General features: G+C 35.0%; 20 protein-coding genes. 8 read left to right on the top strand and 12 right to left on the bottom strand.

The window, feature by feature from the left end:
- Window positions 1–13 precede the first annotated feature (13 nt).
- From resB to QUF93_RS09550, 9 genes are all read right to left on the bottom strand, one after another.
- A complete protein-coding gene (gene resB, locus QUF93_RS09590; RefSeq protein ID WP_289358600.1) occupies window positions 14–1,639 on the bottom strand; it encodes a cytochrome c biogenesis protein ResB in 1,626 nt (541 codons plus the stop codon).
- Between the two features lie 121 nt (window positions 1,640–1,760).
- On the bottom strand, window positions 1,761–2,282 hold the full coding sequence (gene resA / locus QUF93_RS09585; RefSeq protein ID WP_289358599.1) for a thiol-disulfide oxidoreductase ResA: 522 nt from the start codon (window positions 2,280–2,282) through the stop codon (window positions 1,761–1,763).
- A 105-nt stretch (window positions 2,283–2,387) separates the two neighbouring features.
- Window positions 2,388–3,116: a 23S rRNA pseudouridine(2605) synthase RluB gene (gene rluB / locus QUF93_RS09580; RefSeq protein WP_002117587.1), complete on the bottom strand. Its 729-nt coding sequence runs from the start codon at window positions 3,114–3,116 to the stop codon at window positions 2,388–2,390.
- 289 nt (window positions 3,117–3,405) lie between these two features.
- On the bottom strand, window positions 3,406–3,936 hold the full coding sequence (spmB, locus tag QUF93_RS09575) for a spore maturation protein SpmB (RefSeq protein WP_002086660.1): 531 nt from the start codon (window positions 3,934–3,936) through the stop codon (window positions 3,406–3,408).
- Complete coding sequence (spmA, locus tag QUF93_RS09570; protein WP_289358598.1) at window positions 3,933–4,529, bottom strand: spore maturation protein SpmA; 597 nt, start codon at window positions 4,527–4,529, stop codon at window positions 3,933–3,935. Before spmA ends, spmB begins: the two co-directional genes overlap by 4 nt.
- Window positions 4,522–5,646, bottom strand: a complete 1,125-nt coding sequence (locus QUF93_RS09565; RefSeq protein ID WP_128281655.1) for a D-alanyl-D-alanine carboxypeptidase family protein — start codon at window positions 5,644–5,646, stop codon at window positions 4,522–4,524. The genes spmA and QUF93_RS09565 overlap by 8 nt, the downstream gene beginning before the upstream one ends.
- 113 nt (window positions 5,647–5,759) lie before the next feature.
- Complete coding sequence (locus QUF93_RS09560) at window positions 5,760–6,674, bottom strand: superoxide dismutase (protein WP_289358597.1); 915 nt, start codon at window positions 6,672–6,674, stop codon at window positions 5,760–5,762.
- A 106-nt stretch (window positions 6,675–6,780) separates the two neighbouring features.
- Entirely contained in the window at window positions 6,781–7,272 is a 492-nt protein-coding gene (locus tag QUF93_RS09555) for a YpuI family protein (protein ID WP_002117577.1), read from the bottom strand.
- Between the two features lie 22 nt (window positions 7,273–7,294).
- Window positions 7,295–7,684 (bottom strand): hypothetical protein, encoded by a 390-nt coding sequence (locus QUF93_RS09550; protein WP_289358596.1) that lies wholly within the window; start codon window positions 7,682–7,684, stop codon window positions 7,295–7,297.
- A gap of 186 nt (window positions 7,685–7,870) precedes the next feature.
- Between QUF93_RS09550 and mprF the strand changes: the two genes are divergently transcribed.
- Entirely contained in the window at window positions 7,871–10,456 is a 2,586-nt protein-coding gene (gene mprF, locus QUF93_RS09545) for a bifunctional lysylphosphatidylglycerol flippase/synthetase MprF (protein WP_289358595.1), read from the top strand.
- Between the two features lie 4 nt (window positions 10,457–10,460).
- Here the strand turns inward: mprF and QUF93_RS09540 are convergent, their stop codons facing one another.
- Window positions 10,461–11,255, bottom strand: coding sequence for a DUF8832 domain-containing protein (locus QUF93_RS09540; RefSeq protein WP_289358594.1), 795 nt, complete (start codon window positions 11,253–11,255; stop codon window positions 10,461–10,463).
- Window positions 11,256–11,430: 175 nt separating this feature from the next.
- Between QUF93_RS09540 and deoD the strand changes: the two genes are divergently transcribed.
- The 4 genes from deoD to QUF93_RS09520 all read left to right on the top strand — a co-directional run bounded on the left by deoD (window position 11,431) and on the right by QUF93_RS09520 (window position 15,105).
- Window positions 11,431–12,138 (top strand): purine-nucleoside phosphorylase, encoded by a 708-nt coding sequence (deoD, locus tag QUF93_RS09535; RefSeq protein WP_000110705.1) that lies wholly within the window; start codon window positions 11,431–11,433, stop codon window positions 12,136–12,138.
- A gap of 201 nt (window positions 12,139–12,339) precedes the next feature.
- Window positions 12,340–14,151, top strand: a complete 1,812-nt coding sequence (locus QUF93_RS09530) for a sensor histidine kinase (RefSeq protein ID WP_289358593.1) — start codon at window positions 12,340–12,342, stop codon at window positions 14,149–14,151.
- A gap of 107 nt (window positions 14,152–14,258) precedes the next feature.
- Entirely contained in the window at window positions 14,259–14,789 is a 531-nt protein-coding gene (locus tag QUF93_RS09525) for a tyrosine-type recombinase/integrase (protein WP_000806236.1), read from the top strand.
- Window positions 14,790–14,910: 121 nt separating this feature from the next.
- Window positions 14,911–15,105, top strand: a complete 195-nt coding sequence (locus QUF93_RS09520; RefSeq protein WP_002117567.1) for a DUF3924 domain-containing protein — start codon at window positions 14,911–14,913, stop codon at window positions 15,103–15,105.
- Between the two features lie 215 nt (window positions 15,106–15,320).
- On the opposite strand, the gene QUF93_RS09515 is transcribed toward QUF93_RS09520, so the two are convergent.
- Window positions 15,321–16,166: a DUF72 domain-containing protein gene (locus QUF93_RS09515; RefSeq protein WP_002117564.1), complete on the bottom strand. Its 846-nt coding sequence runs from the start codon at window positions 16,164–16,166 to the stop codon at window positions 15,321–15,323.
- Between the two features lie 161 nt (window positions 16,167–16,327).
- On the opposite strand from QUF93_RS09515, the gene QUF93_RS09510 reads away from it, so the two are divergent.
- The 3 genes from QUF93_RS09510 to QUF93_RS09500 all read left to right on the top strand — a co-directional run bounded on the left by QUF93_RS09510 (window position 16,328) and on the right by QUF93_RS09500 (window position 19,643).
- Window positions 16,328–17,593, top strand: coding sequence for an ATP-binding protein (locus QUF93_RS09510; protein ID WP_289358592.1), 1,266 nt, complete (start codon window positions 16,328–16,330; stop codon window positions 17,591–17,593).
- A 186-nt stretch (window positions 17,594–17,779) separates the two neighbouring features.
- Entirely contained in the window at window positions 17,780–18,994 is a 1,215-nt protein-coding gene (locus QUF93_RS09505) for a Gly-Xaa-Xaa repeat protein (RefSeq protein ID WP_289358591.1), read from the top strand.
- Window positions 18,995–19,214: 220 nt separating this feature from the next.
- Window positions 19,215–19,643: a hypothetical protein gene (locus QUF93_RS09500; protein ID WP_289358590.1), complete on the top strand. Its 429-nt coding sequence runs from the start codon at window positions 19,215–19,217 to the stop codon at window positions 19,641–19,643.
- A gap of 178 nt (window positions 19,644–19,821) precedes the next feature.
- Here the strand turns inward: QUF93_RS09500 and QUF93_RS09495 are convergent, their stop codons facing one another.
- A complete protein-coding gene (locus QUF93_RS09495) occupies window positions 19,822–21,861 on the bottom strand; it encodes a transglycosylase domain-containing protein (protein WP_289358589.1) in 2,040 nt (679 codons plus the stop codon).
- Window positions 21,862–21,865 lie beyond the last annotated feature (4 nt).

Below are 21,865 nucleotides of genomic sequence, written 5' to 3'. Positions count from 1 at the left end.
TCGTTTCCCCACCTTAACTAATTTTTTTATCAATTACTTTATCGCTTGGCTGCGGAATTGCTGTACCTTCTAGTACTCTTTCAATATCTTTCTTTAAACCGAACCAATTTTTATTCGTATGTCCTGCAATCCACCATTCATCATTAACACGTTGTATCCAAATACGGCGATGGTTCCAATACATACCTTGAATCACACCAACCATAAATATAAATCCTCCAATACCGAGAATCCAAAGCGTCAAATCTTTTCTTACTGTAAGAGCTGTTGCATTTTGCATTTCCACACCTGCAAATGACATTTTATATTTATTATTCCCGTCAGGCTCTATGTTTTGCTGAATACCAACAAAACTCACTTCACCATCTGGTGTTTCAGGCGTGGACATTTTAAATACGAATGCAGGATTGTTTGGTAATTTTGTTTTTGTATTTGGTCTTCCATTTTCGTCAAAATAAAAATCAGGGAAATAGCTTAATAGTTCTAGAGAATAACCATTTCCTAAATCATATTTTTCTGTAGGATTCGCTAAATCTACTTTAATCGGTCCCCACTTTTGATTATTTTCTTTATTTTGCAAGTTAAAGGACATACTTTTAAATTCACTTTCTTTATAATCCACTTGATAAACAGCAAATTGATCAAATTTCAGCGGTTCATTCACTCGAATTTCCGCTTCTTTTACTTTTTCTAGTTTAGGTTTTTGTCCTGCTATATTTTCGCCTACCGCTTTATATAATACAGCGTTCGTTTGGAAGTTTTTCGCAATCATTTTATCGCCTACACGATCAATCGCTTCATCATAAACTTCCTTGTCCTTGCTTTTATCATAAACTTCCTTTATAAACTTCTCATTTTTTAAATAGTATTGACCATCCGTCCCTGGTATTTCTTTCGTTTCACCATCACGTAACCAAAGCGATTCGTCTACGTACATGCTCGGTAAAAAACGGAGCATCGCACCGAATAAAAAGATAATAAGACCGATATGGTTTACATATGGACCCCAACGCGAGAAACGTCCCTTTTCCGCTAAAACGTTTCCGTCTTCCACTTTTACATTATAGTTTCTTTTCTTTAAATTCATTTGTAATCTTTCCAAGTCACCATCTTGCGGAGTGCCAGTCCCGTATAACCTTTGTCTCTTTAAAAAGCTTGGATGTCTTTTTACACCTTGCTTTTTTAAAGCTTTATAAAGCGGAATGACACGATCCAAGCTACAAATCACTAGTGAAATCCCTATAGAAGCAATTAACATCATGTACCACAATGAACCGTATAAATTATTAAATCCTAATTGATAATATAATTGTCCTAAAAATCCGTACTCCTGCTTATAATATTCAGCTGGTGCAATCCCTGGAGTTATGTACATTTCTTGCGGAAAAATAGTTCCTATCGCTGAAGCAGCTAAAGTGATTACGATTAGCCATACACCCACTTTTACAGAAGAGAAAAAGCTCCAAATTTTATCGACTATCGTTTTTGTTTGCGTGAGAGATCTCCGAGCACTCCCCTCATAGCGCATATCCAATAGTTTTACATTTTCATTGCTTTCAAATGGTTTCCCACAAGCTTCACAAAAAACGGTTCCTATCGGATTAACATGTCCACATTCACACTTAATTTCTTTCAACACTCTCACCGCCCCTGTATCTATATGTACTATTGTATATTCCAACCTCAAGTTACCGCAATACTCAGAATTTTTAAACCGGAGGCACTATAGGTATGCACCTCGTATGTAAAGGCTTTCTTTCTTACGGAGTAATTTTCTTTAAATACCCTTCTAACTGTTCTTTCGTTTGTTCACCTATAATTTGCTCCACTACTTTTCCATCTTTATCAATCAAAAAGCTCGTCGGTAATGGACCCACTCCATATGTCCCTATAATCTTTTGTCCTTTATCAATTGCAACTGGGAATTTCAATCCATATTGGTTCACAAAGTTCTTTACTGCAATATCTGTTTCATCTGCATCTAACGCAATAATTTCAACGCCTTTTTCTTTATACTTTGGATATAATTCATTCATATAAGGCATTTCTTTTTCACAAGGTTTACACCAAGTTCCCCAAAAGTTTAAAAATACCCCTTTTCCCTTTAAGTCCTTTAACTCAATTTTCTTTCCTTCTAAATCCGTCACTACAAAATTTGGTGCTTCTTTTCCAATTTGCATTTTCTCTTTATCAGCGAAAAATCCTTGGTAGAGTGTAAATCCTACAGCACCACATAAAATGAGCAGAATGATTACACGAAATAATAAGCGATTTTTTTTCATATTGCCTCTCCTTTCCTCGACAAATGTATATATTATTTTCTGTAAATGTTGTATTGAATAAATCACCAGCAGAGCACTCCACTGGTGAATTTTTAACTCTATAGCTTATCTTGGCTTTGTAGAAGCTAGTGCACGTAATTGTTTCACCTCATGTGGCGTCAATTCTCTTGCATCACCAGGTCGCAGGCTCCCTACTTCTAAGAAAGCATAGCGTTCACGTTTTAATTTCACTACTTTACAATCTAACGCTTCAAACATACGACGTACTTGACGATTACGTCCTTCATGAATCGTTAATTGTACAATCGCCATCTCTTTACGCTTGTCCCAAGAAATAATTTTCACATTTGCTGGTGCTGTTTTTCCATCTTCTAATGCAACACCTCGTTCTAACATGCGAATTTTCTCACCTGTTAATGGCCCTTTAATTTTTGCAACATACGTTTTTTCAACTTTATATCTCGGATGCATTAATACGTTTGCAAATTCCCCATCATTTGTCATCAATAATACGCCAGACGTATCATAATCTAAGCGTCCGATTGGGAATAAACGTTGTCTAATTTCAGGGAAAAAGTCTGTTACAACATTTCTTCCTTTATCATCTGATACACTTGAAATTACACCAGTTGGTTTATATAGTAAAAAATAAACAGGTTCTTCTTTTTCAAGAGGGATGTTATTTACTTCTACTTTATCTTGAGGAGTTACTTTTGTTCCTAACTCCTTCACTATTTTCCCATTAACTTTCACTTTCCCTTGCTGAATTAATTCCTCAGCCTTTCTTCTCGATGCAATACCTGCTTGCGCAATCACTTTTTGTAATCGTTCCATTTCTTTTTTTCACCTCGAATTAATCTTACCTTACATTAGAAAGACTTGGCAACCGCATATGCTTTACGGCTATTTGCTCCATCTCACTTAAACAACATAGCAACGATAATAAACATATAAAGGTCAAATCATGTTTTTATCCTTTATTATTGTCCACATTTTTCATATTTCTCACAATAAAAATTCACCATTTTGTCAAAAATACCGCATAAAAAAACCACTATTAAACTACACGTTAATAGTGGTCGTATACGTATTATAAGCTAAATACCGTAAAAAATGAATAGCATTACCGAAACAATAGGGAAACAAACACAATTGAACAAATAATTCCGATTAAATCTGCAAAAAGTCCTACCTTTAATGCATCTCCCATTTTTCTAATACCAACAGCCCCAAAGTATACTGTTAATATGTAAAAGGTCGTATCTGTGCTACCTTGCATCGTTGAAGCTAACCTACCAATAAACGAGTCTGGCCCATATGTAGCGATTAAGTCGGTCGTAATACTTAAACCAGCAGATCCCGAAATCGGACGTATAAGTGCAAGTGGAACGATTTCGGCTGGTACATGAATAAAGTCTAACATCGGCTTCATTACCGATATCATCGCATCTAGAGCACCTGATGCCCGGAAAATAGAAATAGATACAAGCATCCCAACCATAAACGGCAAAATGGAAACCGCAATTTGAATCCCTTCTTTTCCGCCCTCAACGAACGATTCATACGTTGGAACTTTCTTTATCGTGCCATATAAAAGGATAAAACCAATTACACAAGGAATTACCCATAATGAAATTGTATTTACAATACTCATTTTTTCCGCCCCTTTCTACTCCTTCTCCGGTAAAAATAGCGGTCAATCCAAATCGCTCCAATCATCGATAACACTTGTGCTATAAATGTTACGCCAACGATTTCAGTAGGGTTTGCTGATTCATAAGTCATTCGAATTGAAATTACAGTAGTCGGAATTAATGTAATTGCTGATGTATTTAAGGCTAGAAACGTCACCATAGAACGACTTGCCGAATCCTTTCCTCCATTTAACTCTTTTAGTTGTTCCATCGCTTTAATACCAAGGGGAGTTGCTGCATTACCTAATCCAAAAAAGTTCGCCATCATATTTGATAAAATAAATCCCATTGACGGATGATCCTTTGGTATTTCTGGAAACAACCTTTTTACTATTGGCATAAAAAGTAATACTAACTTCTTTAACAATCCAGCTTCCTCGGCAATTTTCATTAAACCGAGCCAAAATACTAAAACACTAATAAGCCCTATACAAATCGTTACTGCATCTTTTGATCCTTCAAACACTGCTTTATTCACTTCTTCCATCGTTCCATTTATCATGGCATACACAATCCCGATAACTGCCATCGCTACCCATACGAGATTAACCATCTATCCCAACACCTATCATGTGAGAAAAAATTTCTTTCACATTATTCCAGTACATTCCCGTTGTGGCTACTAACTTCCGTTTGCTATAAAATAAATTACGTTCTCCAACTTTCTCATTGCCCACAAAAATTTCCGTTTTCCCAATTTTCACTCCATCCGAAGGTTTTACACTTTTATCAAATTCAACTTTTAATAACACATTCTTTCTTTCCTCTTCAGTTAAAGGTACAGAAAAACTATTTTTCGTATAAACATGGTTGGCATATTTTTTTTCATTTATTTCAGCTAGTGCTCCTTGTCCTAAAACTTTCGTTTGCTCATAGCGTTCAAAGCCTTTATCAAACAAATTCATATGATCATCCCAGTCGCTAGAAGCGCTCAAAGTTACGACAATTAAATCTAGTCCATCTTTTGAAGCCGTTGTGACAAGCGTCCGTCCTGCTTTCTTCGTAAACCCTGTCTTTCCCCCTGTTGCAAATTCATAATAAGATGTCACAAGCTTATGTTTGTTTTTCCACGGATAATCCCAAGAATCTGATTTATACGTTTTTGTCCCGAAAATTTTCTTGAAAGTCTCGTTCCCCATTGCATATTTCGTTAAAAGTGCCATATCATAAGCCGACGAATAATGCGATCCATCTCCGTCTAAGCCATGTGGGTTTGAAAAGTGAGTATCTTTCATTCCAATTTCTTTCGCCTTTTCATTCATTAAATATACGAACCCTTCTATACTCCCTCCCACATTTTCAGCAATTACTTGTGCTGCATCATTACCAGATCTAAGCATTAATCCGTAAACTAAATCTTCTAACTTCACTTTTTGTCCAGGTTTTAAATAAATTGCCGATCCTTCTACTCGTACAGCTTCATTACTAACCGATACTAGCTCTTTCATTTTTCCTGATTCAGCAGCTAACAAAGCTGTCATAATTTTTGTTATACTAGCAATTTTTTGTGGCTCATGTTCTAATTTTCCATATAGCACACGACCGGATTGTTGTTCCATTAAGACTGCGTTACGAGCACTGACACCACCGTTCATTTTTGCATATGTAGGAATCGGCATAACGCTTGCGTACATTATAATTAGCGTAATTATTATACAAATTCGTCTCATATTTCCCCCCCACGTCCTTTTGGCACTTTTTGTACAAGTGTATGCTTGGCCTTTTAAAATATGAACGAAATCTTCCTTCCACCTCCACTAAAAAAGACGCATGGAATATGCGTCTAATACGGTGTCCATTCAATTTGCTTCGCACTTTCAAATCTCTTTTCTACATCTGGCCAATTTACAACATTCCACCAATTTTTAATATATTCATCTTTTCGATTTTGATATTGTAAATAATACGCATGTTCCCATACATCCAGTACAAGGAGTGGTATCGTATCCCACTGTGTAAACAATTGATGAAGCGTGCTTTGCAAAATTTCTAACCTTCCTGAACGGGGTACCCATACAAGAATCGCCCATCCTGAACCTTCCACTTTAGAAGCTGCTTCTGTGAAATGCTTTTGAAAACGTAAAAAACTTCCGAAATCTTGCTCAATTTGTTGTGAAAAAGCCCCTCTCGGACTTCCACCACCATCTTTTTTCATGTTATTCCAAAATATCGTGTGTAAGTAATGACCTGATCCATGAAAAGCCGCTTCTCTTTCCCAATGCTTAATTAAATCAAATTGATTTGTTTTTCTCGCTTCTTCCATCATCTTCTCTGCTTTATTTAATCCTTCCACGTAACTACGATGATGTTTATCATGGTGTAACATCATAATTTCTTGTGAAATGTACGGTTCTAGCGCATTATATGGATAAGGTAATGGCGGGAGTGTATGCCCCCCAATCGGAACAGCTCGTTCGCTATCCCCTCTTTCACATAGTTCATATTCCTCTCCTTCTTGCATAAATACTTCCTGTAAATGGTGTTGAATATGTTCTACATCATCACTTATTTCATACATAAACTCGGCATCTGTGTCGTATTCATGCTCTTTCATACGCTCTAATAACGTTTGAATTTTATAAGCCAGCATATGGACATCATACACTTCCATTGCACGGCTATCTAATACTTGAAGAACACTTTCACACCAGCTTTCTACTTCATGAAAGTAATCTGTAAATACACCTTGCTGACTCATGTCACACCTCCTTGACGCTATCCACTTTAACTATATTCAATTAAAATCCCTTATATAACTGGACAAACGGAAAAGAAGCTAAGTTTCCTTAGCTTCTTTTCCTTAATTAATATTTGTGCAACATTTTTGTTTGGTAATCTGTCTCATAATATTCTAGTTCCTCACGCATCAATTGAAATTTACCTTCTAAATCCTTCATCATTCGTTCTGTAGATCCAGGGGGGATTTGCTGAAAAACAATAGAATTTTTCCCTGTATAAGCAGAACGACTATTTTCATACCAATGATCATTCTTTGGCGAAAAAAACTCTGCAATTACTTGATGGTAAATCTTATATAAAACTTTTTCAGCTGCGGTCTTTCTAAATGGTTGGCTATTTAACAAAACAAAACATGCATCAAGTCCTTCTTCACAAAAAACAAGAAGTCTTCTTATTGATGCTAATATCCCTTTATAATATTGCTCGTTTCCTGTTGGTGTCTCCTCCAATAAAGAAGGTAACGTATGATAATTTACATAATTAGTTATCAAGGAAATTACATCTTCTAAAAATATAGAAACTTGTTCTGTTTGATTTTCAACCATCAAATTAGACATGGCTTCTCTCTCCTTTGCCGTTTTACGCTATTTCTACTCTTTTATTTTTATGTAATTCAGCTAATATTTCTTGTACTTTCGCCACTGTTCCCTCGTCAAAGTATCGTTGAAAGTCTGTCACTTCATTGAGATACAAGCGCTTCTGCGCGCGTAGCTCTTTATTGTTCACTAAACAAGCGATCGCTACAATATCTCGTAAATATACGTCTTGTTCTTCTACTTTATAAACTGGATTTCCTTCAAAAGGAGTAATTTCTTGTAAAATTTCTTCAAAATATCGAACATATAAGACAGAAAAGGTTTTCTCTTGATTATTTAATATATATGTCACTTCAGATCTATTAAAAAAATCTTCTGATGTATTCGGTTTTGCTTTTTCTAACTCATATCCTGCATAACCTATTATAATCATCTACTTCCCCTCTCTTCCTTCTTTCACCTTATCTTAACCTAATTTTATAATAAACGAAATATTCTTTTAAATATAACCTATATAAAAAATAGCTTCCCTATACAGGAATTTACCTTTTTATTTTTCTTGAAGTTTGTCATAATAATATTATTGTCTCAGTTTTCTTACACAAGGAGAGTTGTATTTATGTCGTTTTCATGGAAACGTTTCTTACAAATCGGGAAAATAATCTTCCCATTTGTTGTCTTAACAATTGTTTTCTTTCAAGCTAAAAAAGAATTAGCAGGCATTTCTTTTTTAGAAGCAATTGAAACAATTAAAAACATTCCAACTGGTGGAGTATTTTTAGCGATTACACTCGGTGCATTTGCCGTTTCAACAATGTTCTTTTATGACTTTGTTATGCTTCGTTACTTAAAAGCAGATATACCCGTACAAAAGATTTTCCGCATCTCATGGATTGCAAACACTTTAAATGGATTTATCGGTTTTGGTGGTCTTGTTGGTGCCGGTGTACGTACAATGCTATATCGTCCACATATAAAAGAGAATGGGAAACTTATTAAAAGCATTGCTTGGATGACAACCGCTTTTATTAACGGATTAGCCATTCTGTCATTCCTCGGCCTTATTGGAATATTAGACACTAGTTTTATTCTGCACGAAAAACCTTGGTTATGGCCTGTTCTTATCTTCTTTGCTCTTTTCGTTCCTATATATATTGGGTTTTCTAAAATTAAAAATAGAAAAACAAAACAGCTAGACGGACAAGCGGATGAAGAAGAAGAGAAAAATCCAACTGTTTTATATTCATTAGTTTCATTAGTCGAGTGGGTATCTGCTGGTATCGTTATGTACGTCATTTTAATATTGTTTGGAATTGATATCGAATTTCAAAAGTTTTTAGGTGTTTATGTAATTGCTGCTTTAGCTGGTGTCGTAAGTCTTGTGCCTGGTGGCCTTGGTTCATTTGATCTTGTTTTCTTAACCGGACTAGGACAATACGGAGTTGATACAGGCGTATTACTCCCCGCTATGTTATTATATCGACTTGTCTATTACATCTTACCATTCTGCCTTGGTCTCATTTTTGCGGCATTTGAAATGACAGGAGCGGCCATAAAAAAAATTGAAGATAAACCATTTATTGCACCTGCATTAGAAACAACTGGTGTAATTTGGACTTTACAACGTGATTTTTTAGGGAAATTAGGTTCATGGGCATCCGCCGCTTTAACAGTATTCGCTGGCTTAATGGTTATTCTATCAACAATTTTACCGACTAGTATTAACCGAGCTCACGCCTTACATATTTTAGCTCCAAAGCACCTTATTCAATTTTCTTTTAGCTTATCATTAACATTCGGTATTCTCCTTCTGATTCTTTCGCGAGGCATATATTATGGAACAAAGCGTTCTTACTATATGACGATTGTTTCTTTAATTGGAGCAGCAATCTTTAATACCCTAAAAGGAATTGATATTGAAGAAACCTTTATTTTATTAATCGTACTTGCTGTGTTGTATATGCTTCGGAAAAGATTTGTACGCGAGAAAATGGAAGTCTCTCTTTCTGACATCGTAAAAGTATTTATCTTCTTATTGCTTACCTTATATTTATATAAAAACTTAGGTATTTTATTTGCAGGCGCAAAAGAAGCATTCCAACCCGATTTTGTCGTTCGAAACATTACACAAGTTAAACGAAGTGCATTAGCAGCCGCCTTTTTCGTTCCTACTTTTTTACTTATCGGTTCACTAATTGCCAATCGTTACCGCAGTGAATTTCCCGGGCAACCAGCTAATGATAAAAGGTTAGAAAACTTCTTAGAGGAACATGGTGGGAACGTACTGAGCCATTTAGGTTTTTTAGGAGATAAACAGTTCTTCTTTAGTAGTGACGGAAAAGCACTTCTTCTCTTTTCAATTACTGGAAAACGTCTTGTTGTACTAGGTGATCCAATTGGTAATCCATCCTCCTACCGCACTGTGTTGCAAGAATTTTTAGCTGAAGCTGATCGATTTGGGTATATTTGCGTATTTTATCAAATTGAAAGTAAATGGATGAGCTTATACCACGATTTCGGCTACAACTTCTTTAAACTTGGCGAAGAGGCTGTCGTTGATTTAGATACGTTTACAATAACAGGAAAAAAACGTGCTGGTATGCGAGCTACTTTCAACCGTTTTGAACGAGAAGGTTATACATTCTCCATCCATAAGCCGCCATTCTCAGACGAATTATACGAGGAATTAAAGAAAGTGTCTGATGCTTGGCTCGGCGGAAAAAAGGAGAAAGGATTTTCACTTGGGTACTTCGATCGTGAGTATATTAGTCGTGCCCCTATCGCTACATTATCTGATGCAGAAGGAAAAATCATTGCATTCACAACCTTTATGCCAGTATATCAAAGTGGCATATTATCTGTTGATTTAATGCGTTATTATCCAGATGCCCCTAGCGGAATTATGGATGCAATTTTTATCCACTTATTCCACTGGGCAAAAGAAAATGAATACCATTCCTTTAATATTGGTATGGCACCTCTCTCAAATGTCGGTTTATCAACGCAATCGTTCTGGTCTGAACGAGTTGCTGCTGCAATATTTAATAACGTTCGTTACACATATAGCTTCAGCGGTTTACGACATTTTAAAGAAAAATACAAACCTGCATGGAGCGGCAAATATTTAGCATTTCGAAAGAATCATTCTTTACCAATTACAATGCTCTCTGTAACAAAATTAATAGGAAAACGAAAAAACAGCTAAGTACTTAGCTGTTTTTTCGTTTTTGCACTTGTATACTAAACTCCTTTTCATACTTCTTACCATTTATATAGAAATTCCCCCATATTTTATATGTTCCTTCTTCTGGAAATGTAATACGATATTGTAATTGCTCCTCCATATCAACAGGAATGGCGTATAAAAAATGTTCCCTCGTTTCATCAACGATATAAAGAGCGTTGACTTCACCTCTTCCTGAATTTAATTTCAGCTTTTCTCCCTTTTTCGCTTGAAACTGAAATGTTAATGTCGCTACCTCATTCGGATGTAATGCACCAAATAAAAGAGACACTTGATGCTCTCCTATATTTTTTGTAAGTACAGTATCAACAGGTAGTTTCTTTTTATTCTTGTCCTTGTTTTTCTCCTTTTTTTCTTCACCAAAATCTTTCTTAGAAAATGATTCCACGGACTTGTTTTCATCTTCATACAAAAATATCGTGTACTCTTCACCTTTCGCTACATCTGAAGATAGCTTATACGATCCATTTCCAGCAAATATAGGCTTCGTTTGTTGTATATTTTTCAAATTCCCATCCACTATCACTGCTCGAATTTGATCGTTCACACCACGAACTTCATTATTCATTTTATTTAGCAATTGAAACGAAATATCGACTTTTTCATTTCCCTTTTTATTTTTCACATCCCATTTCACTTCTTGAACATCTCCGGTCGTTTCTACAGTTTCTTGATATTTTTTTATGTAAAATCCTCCTGCCACGACAAGTACTAGTGCAATAAGCCCAATGACAAGATTTTTCAAAATATCACCTACCATTTTTATTGTCTTTATTCATGCAAAACTTCTTAAATATATATTCTAGGTGATGATTCATGAAATCCTCCTATTTTGTACACATTACAAATTTTAAAAAGGTTTTGATTGACAGGATTCATAGTGTATAATGCAAATGATATTGATTTCTATCAATACATAATAAGGAGGACTTTTCATGAGTGTACATATTGAAGCAAAACAAGGCGAAATCGCTGAATCTATTCTATTACCTGGTGATCCATTACGTGCAAAATATATTGCTGAAACATTTTTAGAGGATGTTACTTGTTATAATAACGTGCGTGGCATGTTAGGTTTCACTGGAACTTACAAAGGAAAGCGTGTATCTGTTCAAGGTACAGGTATGGGTGTTCCTTCTATTTCTATTTATGTAAACGAATTAATTCAAAGCTACGGAGTGAAAAACTTAATTCGTGTTGGGACATGTGGTGCCATTCAAAAAGATGTTAAGGTACGTGACGTTATTATTGCGATGACAGCTTGTACAGATTCTAATATGAACCGCTTAACATTCCCAGGTTTTGATTTTGCTCCTGCTGCAAACTTTGATCTTTTAAAGAAAGCTTACGATGCTGGAACAGAAAAAGGATTACACGTTCGTGTTGGTAACGTATTAACAGCAGATGTATTTTATCGTGAGAGCATGGACATGGTTAAAAAACTTGGAGATTACGGTGTATTAGCAGTAGAGATGGAAACAACTGCTCTTTACACATTAGCAGCTAAATATGGTGTAAATGCATTATCTATCTTAACAGTAAGCGACCATATCTTCACTGGTGAAGAAACAACATCCGAAGAGCGTCAAACTACATTTAACGAAATGATTGAAATCGCTTTAGATGCAGCAATTCAGCAATAGCACACTAAAGAACTTGTCATACGTCTGGCGAGTTCTTTTTTATGCTAAAATACTTCGACAGTCACTGCCCCTTCTCTTTATGTGACTTTCTATAAAAAACTACTTTAGAGAGAGACAGATTTCTCCCCTCTACTTTTTTGTAACCTTTGTTATAATTAAGGAATCATTTATATTACAGTATTTTTCATACGAGGTGAAACAGTGAAGAACAGAAGCATCGTCTTTAAACTATTTTTATTAACATCAACTTTATTTACAATCATATTTCTCCTTTTTTTCCTTGGACAATCTCTATTTTTAGAGAAGTTTTACATTAATAAAAAAGTAAAAACCGTTCAAACGGCTTTTGAAAAATTCGTAGATAATTACGAAAAAAGCGACCAAGGCTTTGAGGTAACTAGAAAATTAAAACAAGAATTTCATGATAAAACAAATGCCGAAATCCAATTTTTAGATTCTAAAGGAATTATTCAAAGTGACAACAATTACTACATTGATGTCATTAATCCTAAAAATAATGAAACATATTCCATTCCGCTCAATAATCTTTTAACGCCCGAAGAATATCAGAAATTCGAAAACTTAGGATTGAAAAAAGATGGCATGATAAACGTCGTCGGTTTGGTACAAGGGAACACAATAACGCCACTAGAATTGACAACAAATTATAATCGATGGCAAAACGAACGTATCAATTCAGATTTTCAATCCATTAATGGCAACCCTTCTAAAAATAGACTTACAAACCGATACAAAACTGCGACTCAAATTGAGTTTACTGGTATTGTATCTAAATTACAGCTTCCATCAAAAGCCGAGGTTCGTCTTGCAAATGATTTTGAAACATTACAAGCCGTTCAATATTTTGCAGAGATTATTAGAAATGGCACTGCTAACTCGCAGCAATTAAACACTTATATACTAGATGGCGGAGAGAATATAAAAAATAGTATCTTTGTAAAACCTATTATGGAAAACGGAAAAATTACAGAATACGCTTTTGCGATAGCATCTTTGCAACCTGTTAATGAAGCGATGCTCGTTTTAAAGGATTATTATGTCTATGCCTTAATTATCGTGTTTCTCGTTATTATTTTGTTATCCTTCTACTACTCAAAAATCATTGTTAAACCATTAATTAAGATAAATCGCGTTACAAAAAAAATGGCCAACTTTGATTTTAGCGAGAAGTTACCTGTTGTAGCAGATGATGAAATTGGTGGATTATCAAGTAGTATTAATACACTCTCTGTAAATTTAAAAGATCGAATCGACCGATTAAATGTTGCAAATACAAAATTACAACAAGATATCGAACGCGAACGTCAATTGGAAAAAACGAGAAAAGAATTCATTTCTGGTGTATCTCATGAATTAAAAACACCACTTAGTGTTATTCGTAGCTTCGCTGAAGGTATTCAAGATGGCGTAAGTAAAGATACGACATATTATACAAATGTTATTTTAGAAGAAACAGAAAATATGAACAGGCTTATTGTTGAAATGTTAGAATTAGCAAAACTTGAATCTGGTACGTACAAACTAGAAATGTCGACATTCTCAATCGGTGAATTAATTCAACAAGTCTATACAAAATTATTATTTAGCATGGAAGAAAAACATTTACAAGTGGACATCCAGGCCGACGCTTCTCTATTTGTTAAAGCGAATCGTAGTCGTATTGAGCAAGTAGTTGTGAACTTACTTAGTAATGCAATTCGATACACTCCAGATGGAGAAAGAATACACGTCTCTGTTGTAGAAGCGGAAGATATAGTGAAAATCGAAATTGAAAACACAGGCAATCCTATTCCAGAAGAAAGCCTTGAAAAAATTTGGGATCGCTTCTACCGTTTAGACGCTTCTCGTAGCCGTCATACTGGAGGTACCGGCCTTGGGCTATCTATTGTAAAAAACATTTTAGACTTACATCGCGCTGAATACGGCGTGTATAATACAACTAATAGTGTTGTATTTTATTTTAATTTACAAAAAGTGAAAGAAGTCAAATAATTTGTCTTAATTTCACTAGGAGTTCACATGAAATTCACACTCTCCCTTTATAGTAAGAAACAAGTTAATCCTTTCCTTTACACATATAAAAGAGGAGAGTGCGTGAAATGAAACAAGCAGGACAACCTATTCAAAACGAAAAACAATTAGAAACTATCAAAAATATACTTTTACAATCTTCGAAACGTGATGGCTTATTATTCGTATTAGCTGTAAATTCTGGCTTGAAAGTAAGTGAAATCTTACAATTAAAAGTTAGTGATGTAATCGATGAAAATGAAAATGTTCGCCATTCCATTTTATTTTACAATGAAAAAGTAAAGAAACATAAATGGTTTGCTGTAAATGAAGACTTACAGCACGCAATCGAAGACTACATGAAAGAACGTAAAACTTGGAAACGTAATGAACCATTATTAAAGTCTCAAAAAGGAACAAAGTCTATTACGAGACAACATGCATGGTACATTTTAAACAAAGCTGCAAAAGAAGTTGGATTAGAAGGGATTAGCTCACATACACTTCGAAAAACTTGGGGCTATTGTGCATACAAATCAGGTGTTGATATTGCATTTTTACAACACTTCTTTGATCATAGTACTCCATCAAAAACTTTAAAGTATATCGGTATTGCTTAATAACTCTTATACATAAAAAAGGTTACCATTTGTAAATTTGGTAACCTTTTTTATGTTTCATATTCTCTTTTCTTGTCTCTCCTATACTGTAATGGTACTCTAATAGTAAGGGGGAGAAATTATGAACACATTAACAATTGAATTACCGAAAGATACGGCTGAAAAACTTGATTTATTAAAGCAAGCTTATGAAAAGAAAACAGGTGCTACAATTTCTGAAAGCACTCTCGTTCAAACACTTATCTCAAAAGAATTTATCCAGGCGATAACTCCTTTTGATTTACAACAATTCGTCAATGGAAAAGAACAGCATTAATTGCTGTTCTTTTTTTATTTATTTTCAAAATATCAAAAGTTTTTTATTTATTTTCCGAAAAACTATTGACTATGATAATGATAACCATTATCATTTATTACGAAGCCAACAATTGATGAATCAACCAAACGCTCAGTAACATTGTTACCCCTCTTTTTCATATAGAAAAGCATTGTACATTCCCCCTGTTTGTACAGTGCTTTTCTTGTTTGTATTTATTCAAATAAATTTAATTGCTCTGGTTTCGGTTCGCCATATGTAATATTCGCCATTTCCATCAACTGTTTCGCATTATCCGCCGCATCCCCACCCGAATTATTGTTAAACAAAACGTATATGTCCTTAGTCTTTTTTTTCAATTGCTCTAATCGGTTTACCCATTCTTTCAACTCATTATTATTGTAGCGATATAAACAACGAACCGCTCTCCAATTTTCTCCTTTGTCAAGCCATCCATGAACATTCCGACCATGAAAACGTATTAACGCCATGTCTGAGTTTGTTGCCTCTAATACAAGCGGTACTGATCCTATTCCTGCCTGAGGCTCATCGCAAATTGTATGAATCCATTTTTCTTGTTCTAAAAATTGTAACGTCTTATCTCTCATTTCTGGATAAAACCATGTTTGATTCCGAAACTCTATTGCACATGGGAAATCTTCCATTTTTTCTTTCGTGTATCGAAGTAAATCTACATTTTTCACTTTACAATCGAACCATGGTGGATATTGAAATAAAATCATTTTTAATTTATTCGCTTCTATTAAAGGCAGAATTGATTGTTTATACACATCAAACATCTCATCAAACGTAGAAAAAGGGATTTCCCCTTTCATATGCCCTGTCATTCCTTGATATGCTTTTACGACAAATGAAAAATCTTTTGGTGTTTCCATCGCCCATTTCGTATAATTTCGTGCAGGTTGCATCGCATAAAATGAACTATCTACTTCCACAATAGGAAAATGCTCACTATATGTTCGTAGTTTATTTCTATTTTCATAGGGATTTATATATAAAGAATCATGATCTCCCCATCCCGTCACTCCAATAAACAACAAACGAATTCCTCCCTTCCCAACTTCAGCTTACACTCATTCGATATTACTTCACAAAAATACCATCCGACCAATTTCATAAAGTAGCTCTTTCTTTAAGAGTATCCGTATAAAAATATGATATACTAAATGGAAGAATTTTTAAATTGAGGGGTTATTTATTTATGCTTCCAAACGATGCTATTGTATCTCATGAAAAACGAATAGAAGAACTAGAAAATAAAGTACGTTTTTATGAAGAACTTGTGGATCAATTACCACATCATTTCACATATAAAAATCCACATATCGGTTTACAAATTAAAAAAACACGAACAACCCATTCCATTCAAAACATACGTAAAGAGAATACAGAGGCTGACTTTCAACTTACTTGCGATTCATTATTTTTATTTGAACAACTCGAAAAACACTTTGTTCATATTTTTGATGCTTTTTCACATCATGTAACCTTTATTGATAGCAAAGGCAATATTACTTTATGTAATCAAGCTGCTGCAGATGATTTTGGTGTAATACGAAACGAAATAATCGGCAAGCCAATTCAACAATTATTAAATTTGCCAGAAGAAAAAATTAAAGCTATTGAAACATTAAAAACAGGAACTGAAATATATAATGAAGAAGTATTAGACAAAAACTACGGCATCGTAAACAACCGCATTATTCGTGATTATAATGGAGAGATTTTCCGAGTTATTAGTGTATTTCATTATTTAAATACAGAACGTGATGCCGAAAAATTTTCCCTAGCTGGGCGAATTGCAGCTGGGATTGCACATGAAGTACGAAATCCCCTTACAACGGTACGTGGGTACTTGCAATTTCTACAAGACAGCGTTTCTCCATCCAATAAAGAATTATTTAAAAGTCTACTCATCCCTGAATTAGATCGTGCAAATAGTATTATTACAAAATTTTTAGCTATTTCAAAAACGCGTGAATTTACTAGAGAACATTTTCCAATTAATACGTTTTTACGCGAGTATATTCAACAACTACTCGCTAGTGAAGTTTTTTTGCACAACATTTCTATTGACTATGACTTTTCTGCCGAATTAGATGGTGTACTCGTCAATATTGATCGTCATGAACTCGTGCAAGTTTTTTTAAATTTATTTCAAAATGCTGTCGATGCTCAAGGTGAAGAACCTCTTTCTATTCAAATTACTAGTTATCGTTTAGATAATTTTGTTCGTATTACTTTCAAAGATAATGGAATCGGCATTCCTCCAGCTATTCAAGAATATATATTTGATCCGTTTTTCTCTACAAAAGACTCAGGAACAGGACTGGGATTATCAGTAACGAAGAAAATTATTCAAAATCATAATGGCACATTAAAAGTTACTAGTGATCAAAATGGTACAACTTTCACTATCTCTATTCCAATTTCACCTAAAACAAACCATGAAAGAATTAATCATTAAAAATGTTGGACTATTCCACGAACTGCACGCCAATTGTTAGATATAACCTAACAATTGGCGTGCAGTTTTTTTATTATAGCCTATTCTTTTTTACTTAATAGTAGTGTATCCATCACGAATTCAGTTTAATTTTCATTTTATTATATAGCAAAGACTATTTATTCTATAAAAGAAAGGAATGAAAAGATGTCCAACAAAAATAAAGGGAAAGCATTCTATGGTAATGATTGTTGCGAAGTAAGAGCTTGCAGTTATATTAATATCTCTAAGTCCGAACTTAAAGAGTATGTTAGACTTCTTCAAGCTCTTGCTCAAAATATTCAAGCTGTATTTCAAAACCCTTCTCAAGATAATATTGATATCCTAAATAATCTTCAAAAACTCCTCAGTTGCTTAGATTTATCACCCGCACAAGAAAAAATCGGAAACTCCATTATTGCTAACCTATTAACTATCCTAAAGACATCACCTTTCTCATGCGGAGCATTATACGTTGAACTACAAAATCTGCTTAATTATTTATTGTATATTGCTAAGTTATTCAAAATCAATTGCTGTACTATCGATAAACTCGTTAAGCTCATTACAAAAATTCAAGCTATCCTAGTGCAATATGGATCAGGTTGCCTTGGCGGAGGAGCAATAGGGCCGGCGGGTGCTACTGGCGCTCAAGGGCCAGTGGGTGCTCAAGGTGCTACCGGTGCTCAAGGGCCAGCGGGGGCTCAAGGTACTACTGACGCTCAAGGGCCAGCGGGTGCTCAAGGTACTACTGGCGCTCAAGGGCCAGTGGGGGCTCAAGGTACTACTGACGCTCAAGGACCAGTGGGGGCTCAAGGTACTACTGACGCTCAAGGGCCAGCGGGTACTCAAGGTGCTACTGACGCTCAAGGGCCAGCGGGTACTCAAGGTGCTACTGACGCTCAAGGGCCAGCGGGTACTCAAGGTGCTACTGACGCTCAAGGGCCAGCGGGTACTCAAGGTGCTACTGGACCGGCGGACACACCACTCCCTGTAACTATAGCAGCAATAGAAAATTCTAATCCACAAACTATATCTCCTGGAACAAACATCCAATTTAATCAAATTTTCAACTTAAATAACATCAATTTTAATGACACTTCAGATACTTTAACTATTTTAGAAACAGGAGTATACGATATTAGTTTCTCAGCATCTACAACCTTCCCGGGTTCTTCACCGTTTGGATTCGGTATTTCATTCAACGGTCAACCACCTACTCGTAATTTTTCAACTAACGTTATCGGTGGCGCGGTTTCTTTCTCCACAATTGTTACTTTAACAGCTGGTACAACACTCTCTGTACAACCTACAGCAAATACTATTTCTATTCCTAACACCGGTGACACAACAGCTACGCTATCAGTCTTCCGAATTTACTAACTTTTAGTTTTTATCTTATTTTTGAACGACCAAGAATATTTGATTTATAGGAATCTGTATTATTTTGATTGTATGTTAAATCTCTCTTTTAATAAAAAGAATTACTTATGTTGGAGGATAAGTACTCCTTCTTTACGTTTCTTTACTTCAAATTTACTCTAGCTTAATTCTCTTTTTGTATGATGAATAGTGAAGACAAAGACATGAAAGAGGGATGATAATGAGAATTATATCACTGACACGTTTTTGGTTTGTTCTTATGGTATGCATAATTTTATGTATAGGATTTCTTTTAACCCTAAAATATTCAAACATTTCAAAAGCAGAAAGAAAAACAGTTCCATACGAACTTCTGTATACAAAACAAAACAACATCCCGTATTCCTCTTCCACACAAAATGAAAAAAAAGTTATAAAAGGAATGCTTATTACAGAAGCTTCTAGTTATGAAAACCTACTTCAAATCGCCGAAACGATTAAAGATCAATATAAAACTAAAGACGTTGATGAAATAACACTCTCTATCCATAATGAAAATGCCGGAATTTATGAAGAGGAATTACCATATGAACCTATTAGTAAAGGAATAATAACCGTCACGTATGATTCTCAATCCTTCGGCAGGACCAATGTTACGCTAAATAAATAAACTGAAGCTTTAATCAGTGGAGCTTTTCCCATCCCCACTGATTATTAAGCTAAACCAATCAAATTTTTATAGGCAGCTCGATTCTCACCTAACTTCTTTTCTTTTGCTACATTTTAAACCGAGATAAAATCACTCATTTCTCATAAAAAAGAGGCGAACTCGTTATTCGCCTCTTTTTTTACCAAAATGGAATCCACCCTTTTACTTTATCTATCCATTCATTTTGCTGTTCTTTTCTTTGTTGTTCCTCTTCTTTTCGTTTTTTCTCTTCTTCTTTCCTTCGTTTTTCTTCCTCAATCGTTTTTAATTGTTTTGTATAATCCGCCTCAGGTATTAGTGATAACTGAAATGCCTTTTGAGTTGGATTTCCATTCGCTTTCTTCATAATGTCCCGGAACATTGTCGTTGTAATTTGGCTGCCTCCTGGCACATAATGCTCACTATCCGTTTTATCATACCCTACCCAAATCGCACCTACTAAATCCGGTGTGTAACCAACAAACCACGAATCCTTCGCACCAGTGCTTGGTCCATTTACAAGCTGGGTAGTCCCTGTCTTGCCTGCGGTATCGATATTATTAACTTTCGCTTTTTCACCTGTTCCCCTTTCAATAACACCTTTTAATAAGTATGTCATCTTTTGGGCAACTTTCTCGTTCGTCACACGAGTTTCTTTCTTATACCATTTTCCAATTGTTTCCCCTTCAGCATTTTGGATTTCTCTAATGGCATGAGCTTCTACTTGGACACCATCATTTGCAAGTGCGCTATACGCTTGAGCCATTACAAATGGAGAAGTCCCTACATGCATACCTCCTAAAGCAATCGGATACGTACGGTCTTCAGGCTCTAATGGAATACCAAACCGCTCTAAAGATTTCAATCCTTTATCTAATCCAATTTGCTCTAATAGCCAAACTGCTGAAACATTATATGACTTTGCCACTGCTTCATACATCGTCACATTACCATGGAACGTATGATCACTATTTTGTGGTGCATATTCTTTAATATTAAACGGTTCATCTTTTAAGACATCATATACTTCATATCCTTGCTCTAACGCTGGCACATACACTGCAAGAGGCTTTAACGTTGAACCTGGCTGCCTTTTTAATTGTGTTGCATGATTAAACTGTAAAAATTGATAAGGACCTCTACCTCCAACTAAAGCCGGAACACCGCCAGTTTTTGGATTCATAAGGACCACTCCAGTTTGCATAAGCTGATCTGAACCACTATCTTTAAAATAACTATCATTATTCACAACATCTTCAACCGCTTGTTGTTTTTTCGGGTCAAGTTCCGTATAAATACGATAACCACCTGCTAAAATTTCATTTTGTGTTAATTCATACTTGTCCATCGCTTCTCTAACAATATAATCTACGTATTGAGAATATTTCCCCTTATATTTATCGTCAACACCACGTCGTAATACAAGACCTGATTCTTTCTCCTGATTATATTGTTCTTCAGAAATATATCCTTGCTCCTTCATTAAACCTAATACGACATTACGTCTTTCAATTGATTTATTAAAGTTTTTATACGGCGAATACGCAGATGGCGCTTTAATTAATCCCGCAATCGTTGCAGCTTCTGAAATTGTTAAGTCTTTTACCTCTTTATCAAAATACGATTTAGCTGCTCTTTTTATCCCCCAAGCACCTTCACCAAAATAAATTTGATTCATATACATTTCAATAATTTCATCTTTCGTATAAGTACGTTCTATTTTTTTCGTTAGAAAGTACTCCTTTATTTTCCGTGAGTATGTACGGTCTTGCGTTAAAAATACATTTTTCGCAAGTTGTTGTGTAATTGTACTACCACCTGCCACAACTTCACCGGCTGTAATGTTCTTAAATACAGCACTTATGATTCCACTATAGTAAATACCATGATGACTAAAAAATTCCTTATCTTCTACTGCAACAATTGCTTGAACCATAATATCAGGAATATCTTTCCTTTTAACCCCTTCGGCTTTAGAAGAAGCTAATTTAGTCGCAACTTCATTATTTGCATCATAAATTAAAGTCGGTTGTGGAACAGCTTGTTTTAATTCAGATATATCTTGAATGGAAATTATTATATTTACAACAATAAATAGAATAGCAAGTAAACTTCCCAATACAATTAATGAATTGCGTAGTTTCTTCCTCTTATTGAACCACTCAAGCGTTTTTTTAAAGTGAGTGTTCTTCAATTTCATTCGT

Source organism: Bacillus hominis (genome assembly GCF_030348325.1).
Classification (GTDB): Bacteria; Bacillota; Bacilli; order Bacillales; family Bacillaceae_G; genus Bacillus_A; species Bacillus_A hominis.
The sequence above is the reverse complement of the archived record's forward strand: the minus strand, read 5'-3'. Positions and strand labels throughout refer to the sequence as shown.

Coding starts and splice junctions, on each gene's coding strand:
- QUF93_RS09510 (WP_289358592.1), top strand. CDS start 16,328: ATGCTTCCAAACGATGCTATTGTATCTCATGAAAAACGAATAGAAGAA.
- spmB (WP_002086660.1), bottom strand. CDS start 3,936: ATGAGTATTGTAAATACAATTTCATTATGGGTAATTCCTTGTGTAATT.
- rluB (WP_002117587.1), bottom strand. CDS start 3,116: ATGGAACGATTACAAAAAGTGATTGCGCAAGCAGGTATTGCATCGAGA.
- QUF93_RS09565 (WP_128281655.1), bottom strand. CDS start 5,646: ATGAGACGAATTTGTATAATAATTACGCTAATTATAATGTACGCAAGC.
- QUF93_RS09505 (WP_289358591.1), top strand. CDS start 17,780: ATGTCCAACAAAAATAAAGGGAAAGCATTCTATGGTAATGATTGTTGC.
- QUF93_RS09540 (WP_289358594.1), bottom strand. CDS start 11,255: ATGGTAGGTGATATTTTGAAAAATCTTGTCATTGGGCTTATTGCACTA.
- QUF93_RS09500 (WP_289358590.1), top strand. CDS start 19,215: ATGAGAATTATATCACTGACACGTTTTTGGTTTGTTCTTATGGTATGC.
- mprF (WP_289358595.1), top strand. CDS start 7,871: ATGTCGTTTTCATGGAAACGTTTCTTACAAATCGGGAAAATAATCTTC.
- QUF93_RS09495 (WP_289358589.1), bottom strand. CDS start 21,861: ATGAAATTGAAGAACACTCACTTTAAAAAAACGCTTGAGTGGTTCAAT.
- resA (WP_289358599.1), bottom strand. CDS start 2,282: ATGAAAAAAAATCGCTTATTATTTCGTGTAATCATTCTGCTCATTTTA.
- spmA (WP_289358598.1), bottom strand. CDS start 4,529: ATGGTTAATCTCGTATGGGTAGCGATGGCAGTTATCGGGATTGTGTAT.
- deoD (WP_000110705.1), top strand. CDS start 11,431: ATGAGTGTACATATTGAAGCAAAACAAGGCGAAATCGCTGAATCTATT.
- QUF93_RS09525 (WP_000806236.1), top strand. CDS start 14,259: ATGAAACAAGCAGGACAACCTATTCAAAACGAAAAACAATTAGAAACT.
- QUF93_RS09550 (WP_289358596.1), bottom strand. CDS start 7,684: ATGATTATAATAGGTTATGCAGGATATGAGTTAGAAAAAGCAAAACCG.
- QUF93_RS09555 (WP_002117577.1), bottom strand. CDS start 7,272: ATGTCTAATTTGATGGTTGAAAATCAAACAGAACAAGTTTCTATATTT.
- QUF93_RS09560 (WP_289358597.1), bottom strand. CDS start 6,674: ATGAGTCAGCAAGGTGTATTTACAGATTACTTTCATGAAGTAGAAAGC.
- QUF93_RS09520 (WP_002117567.1), top strand. CDS start 14,911: ATGAACACATTAACAATTGAATTACCGAAAGATACGGCTGAAAAACTT.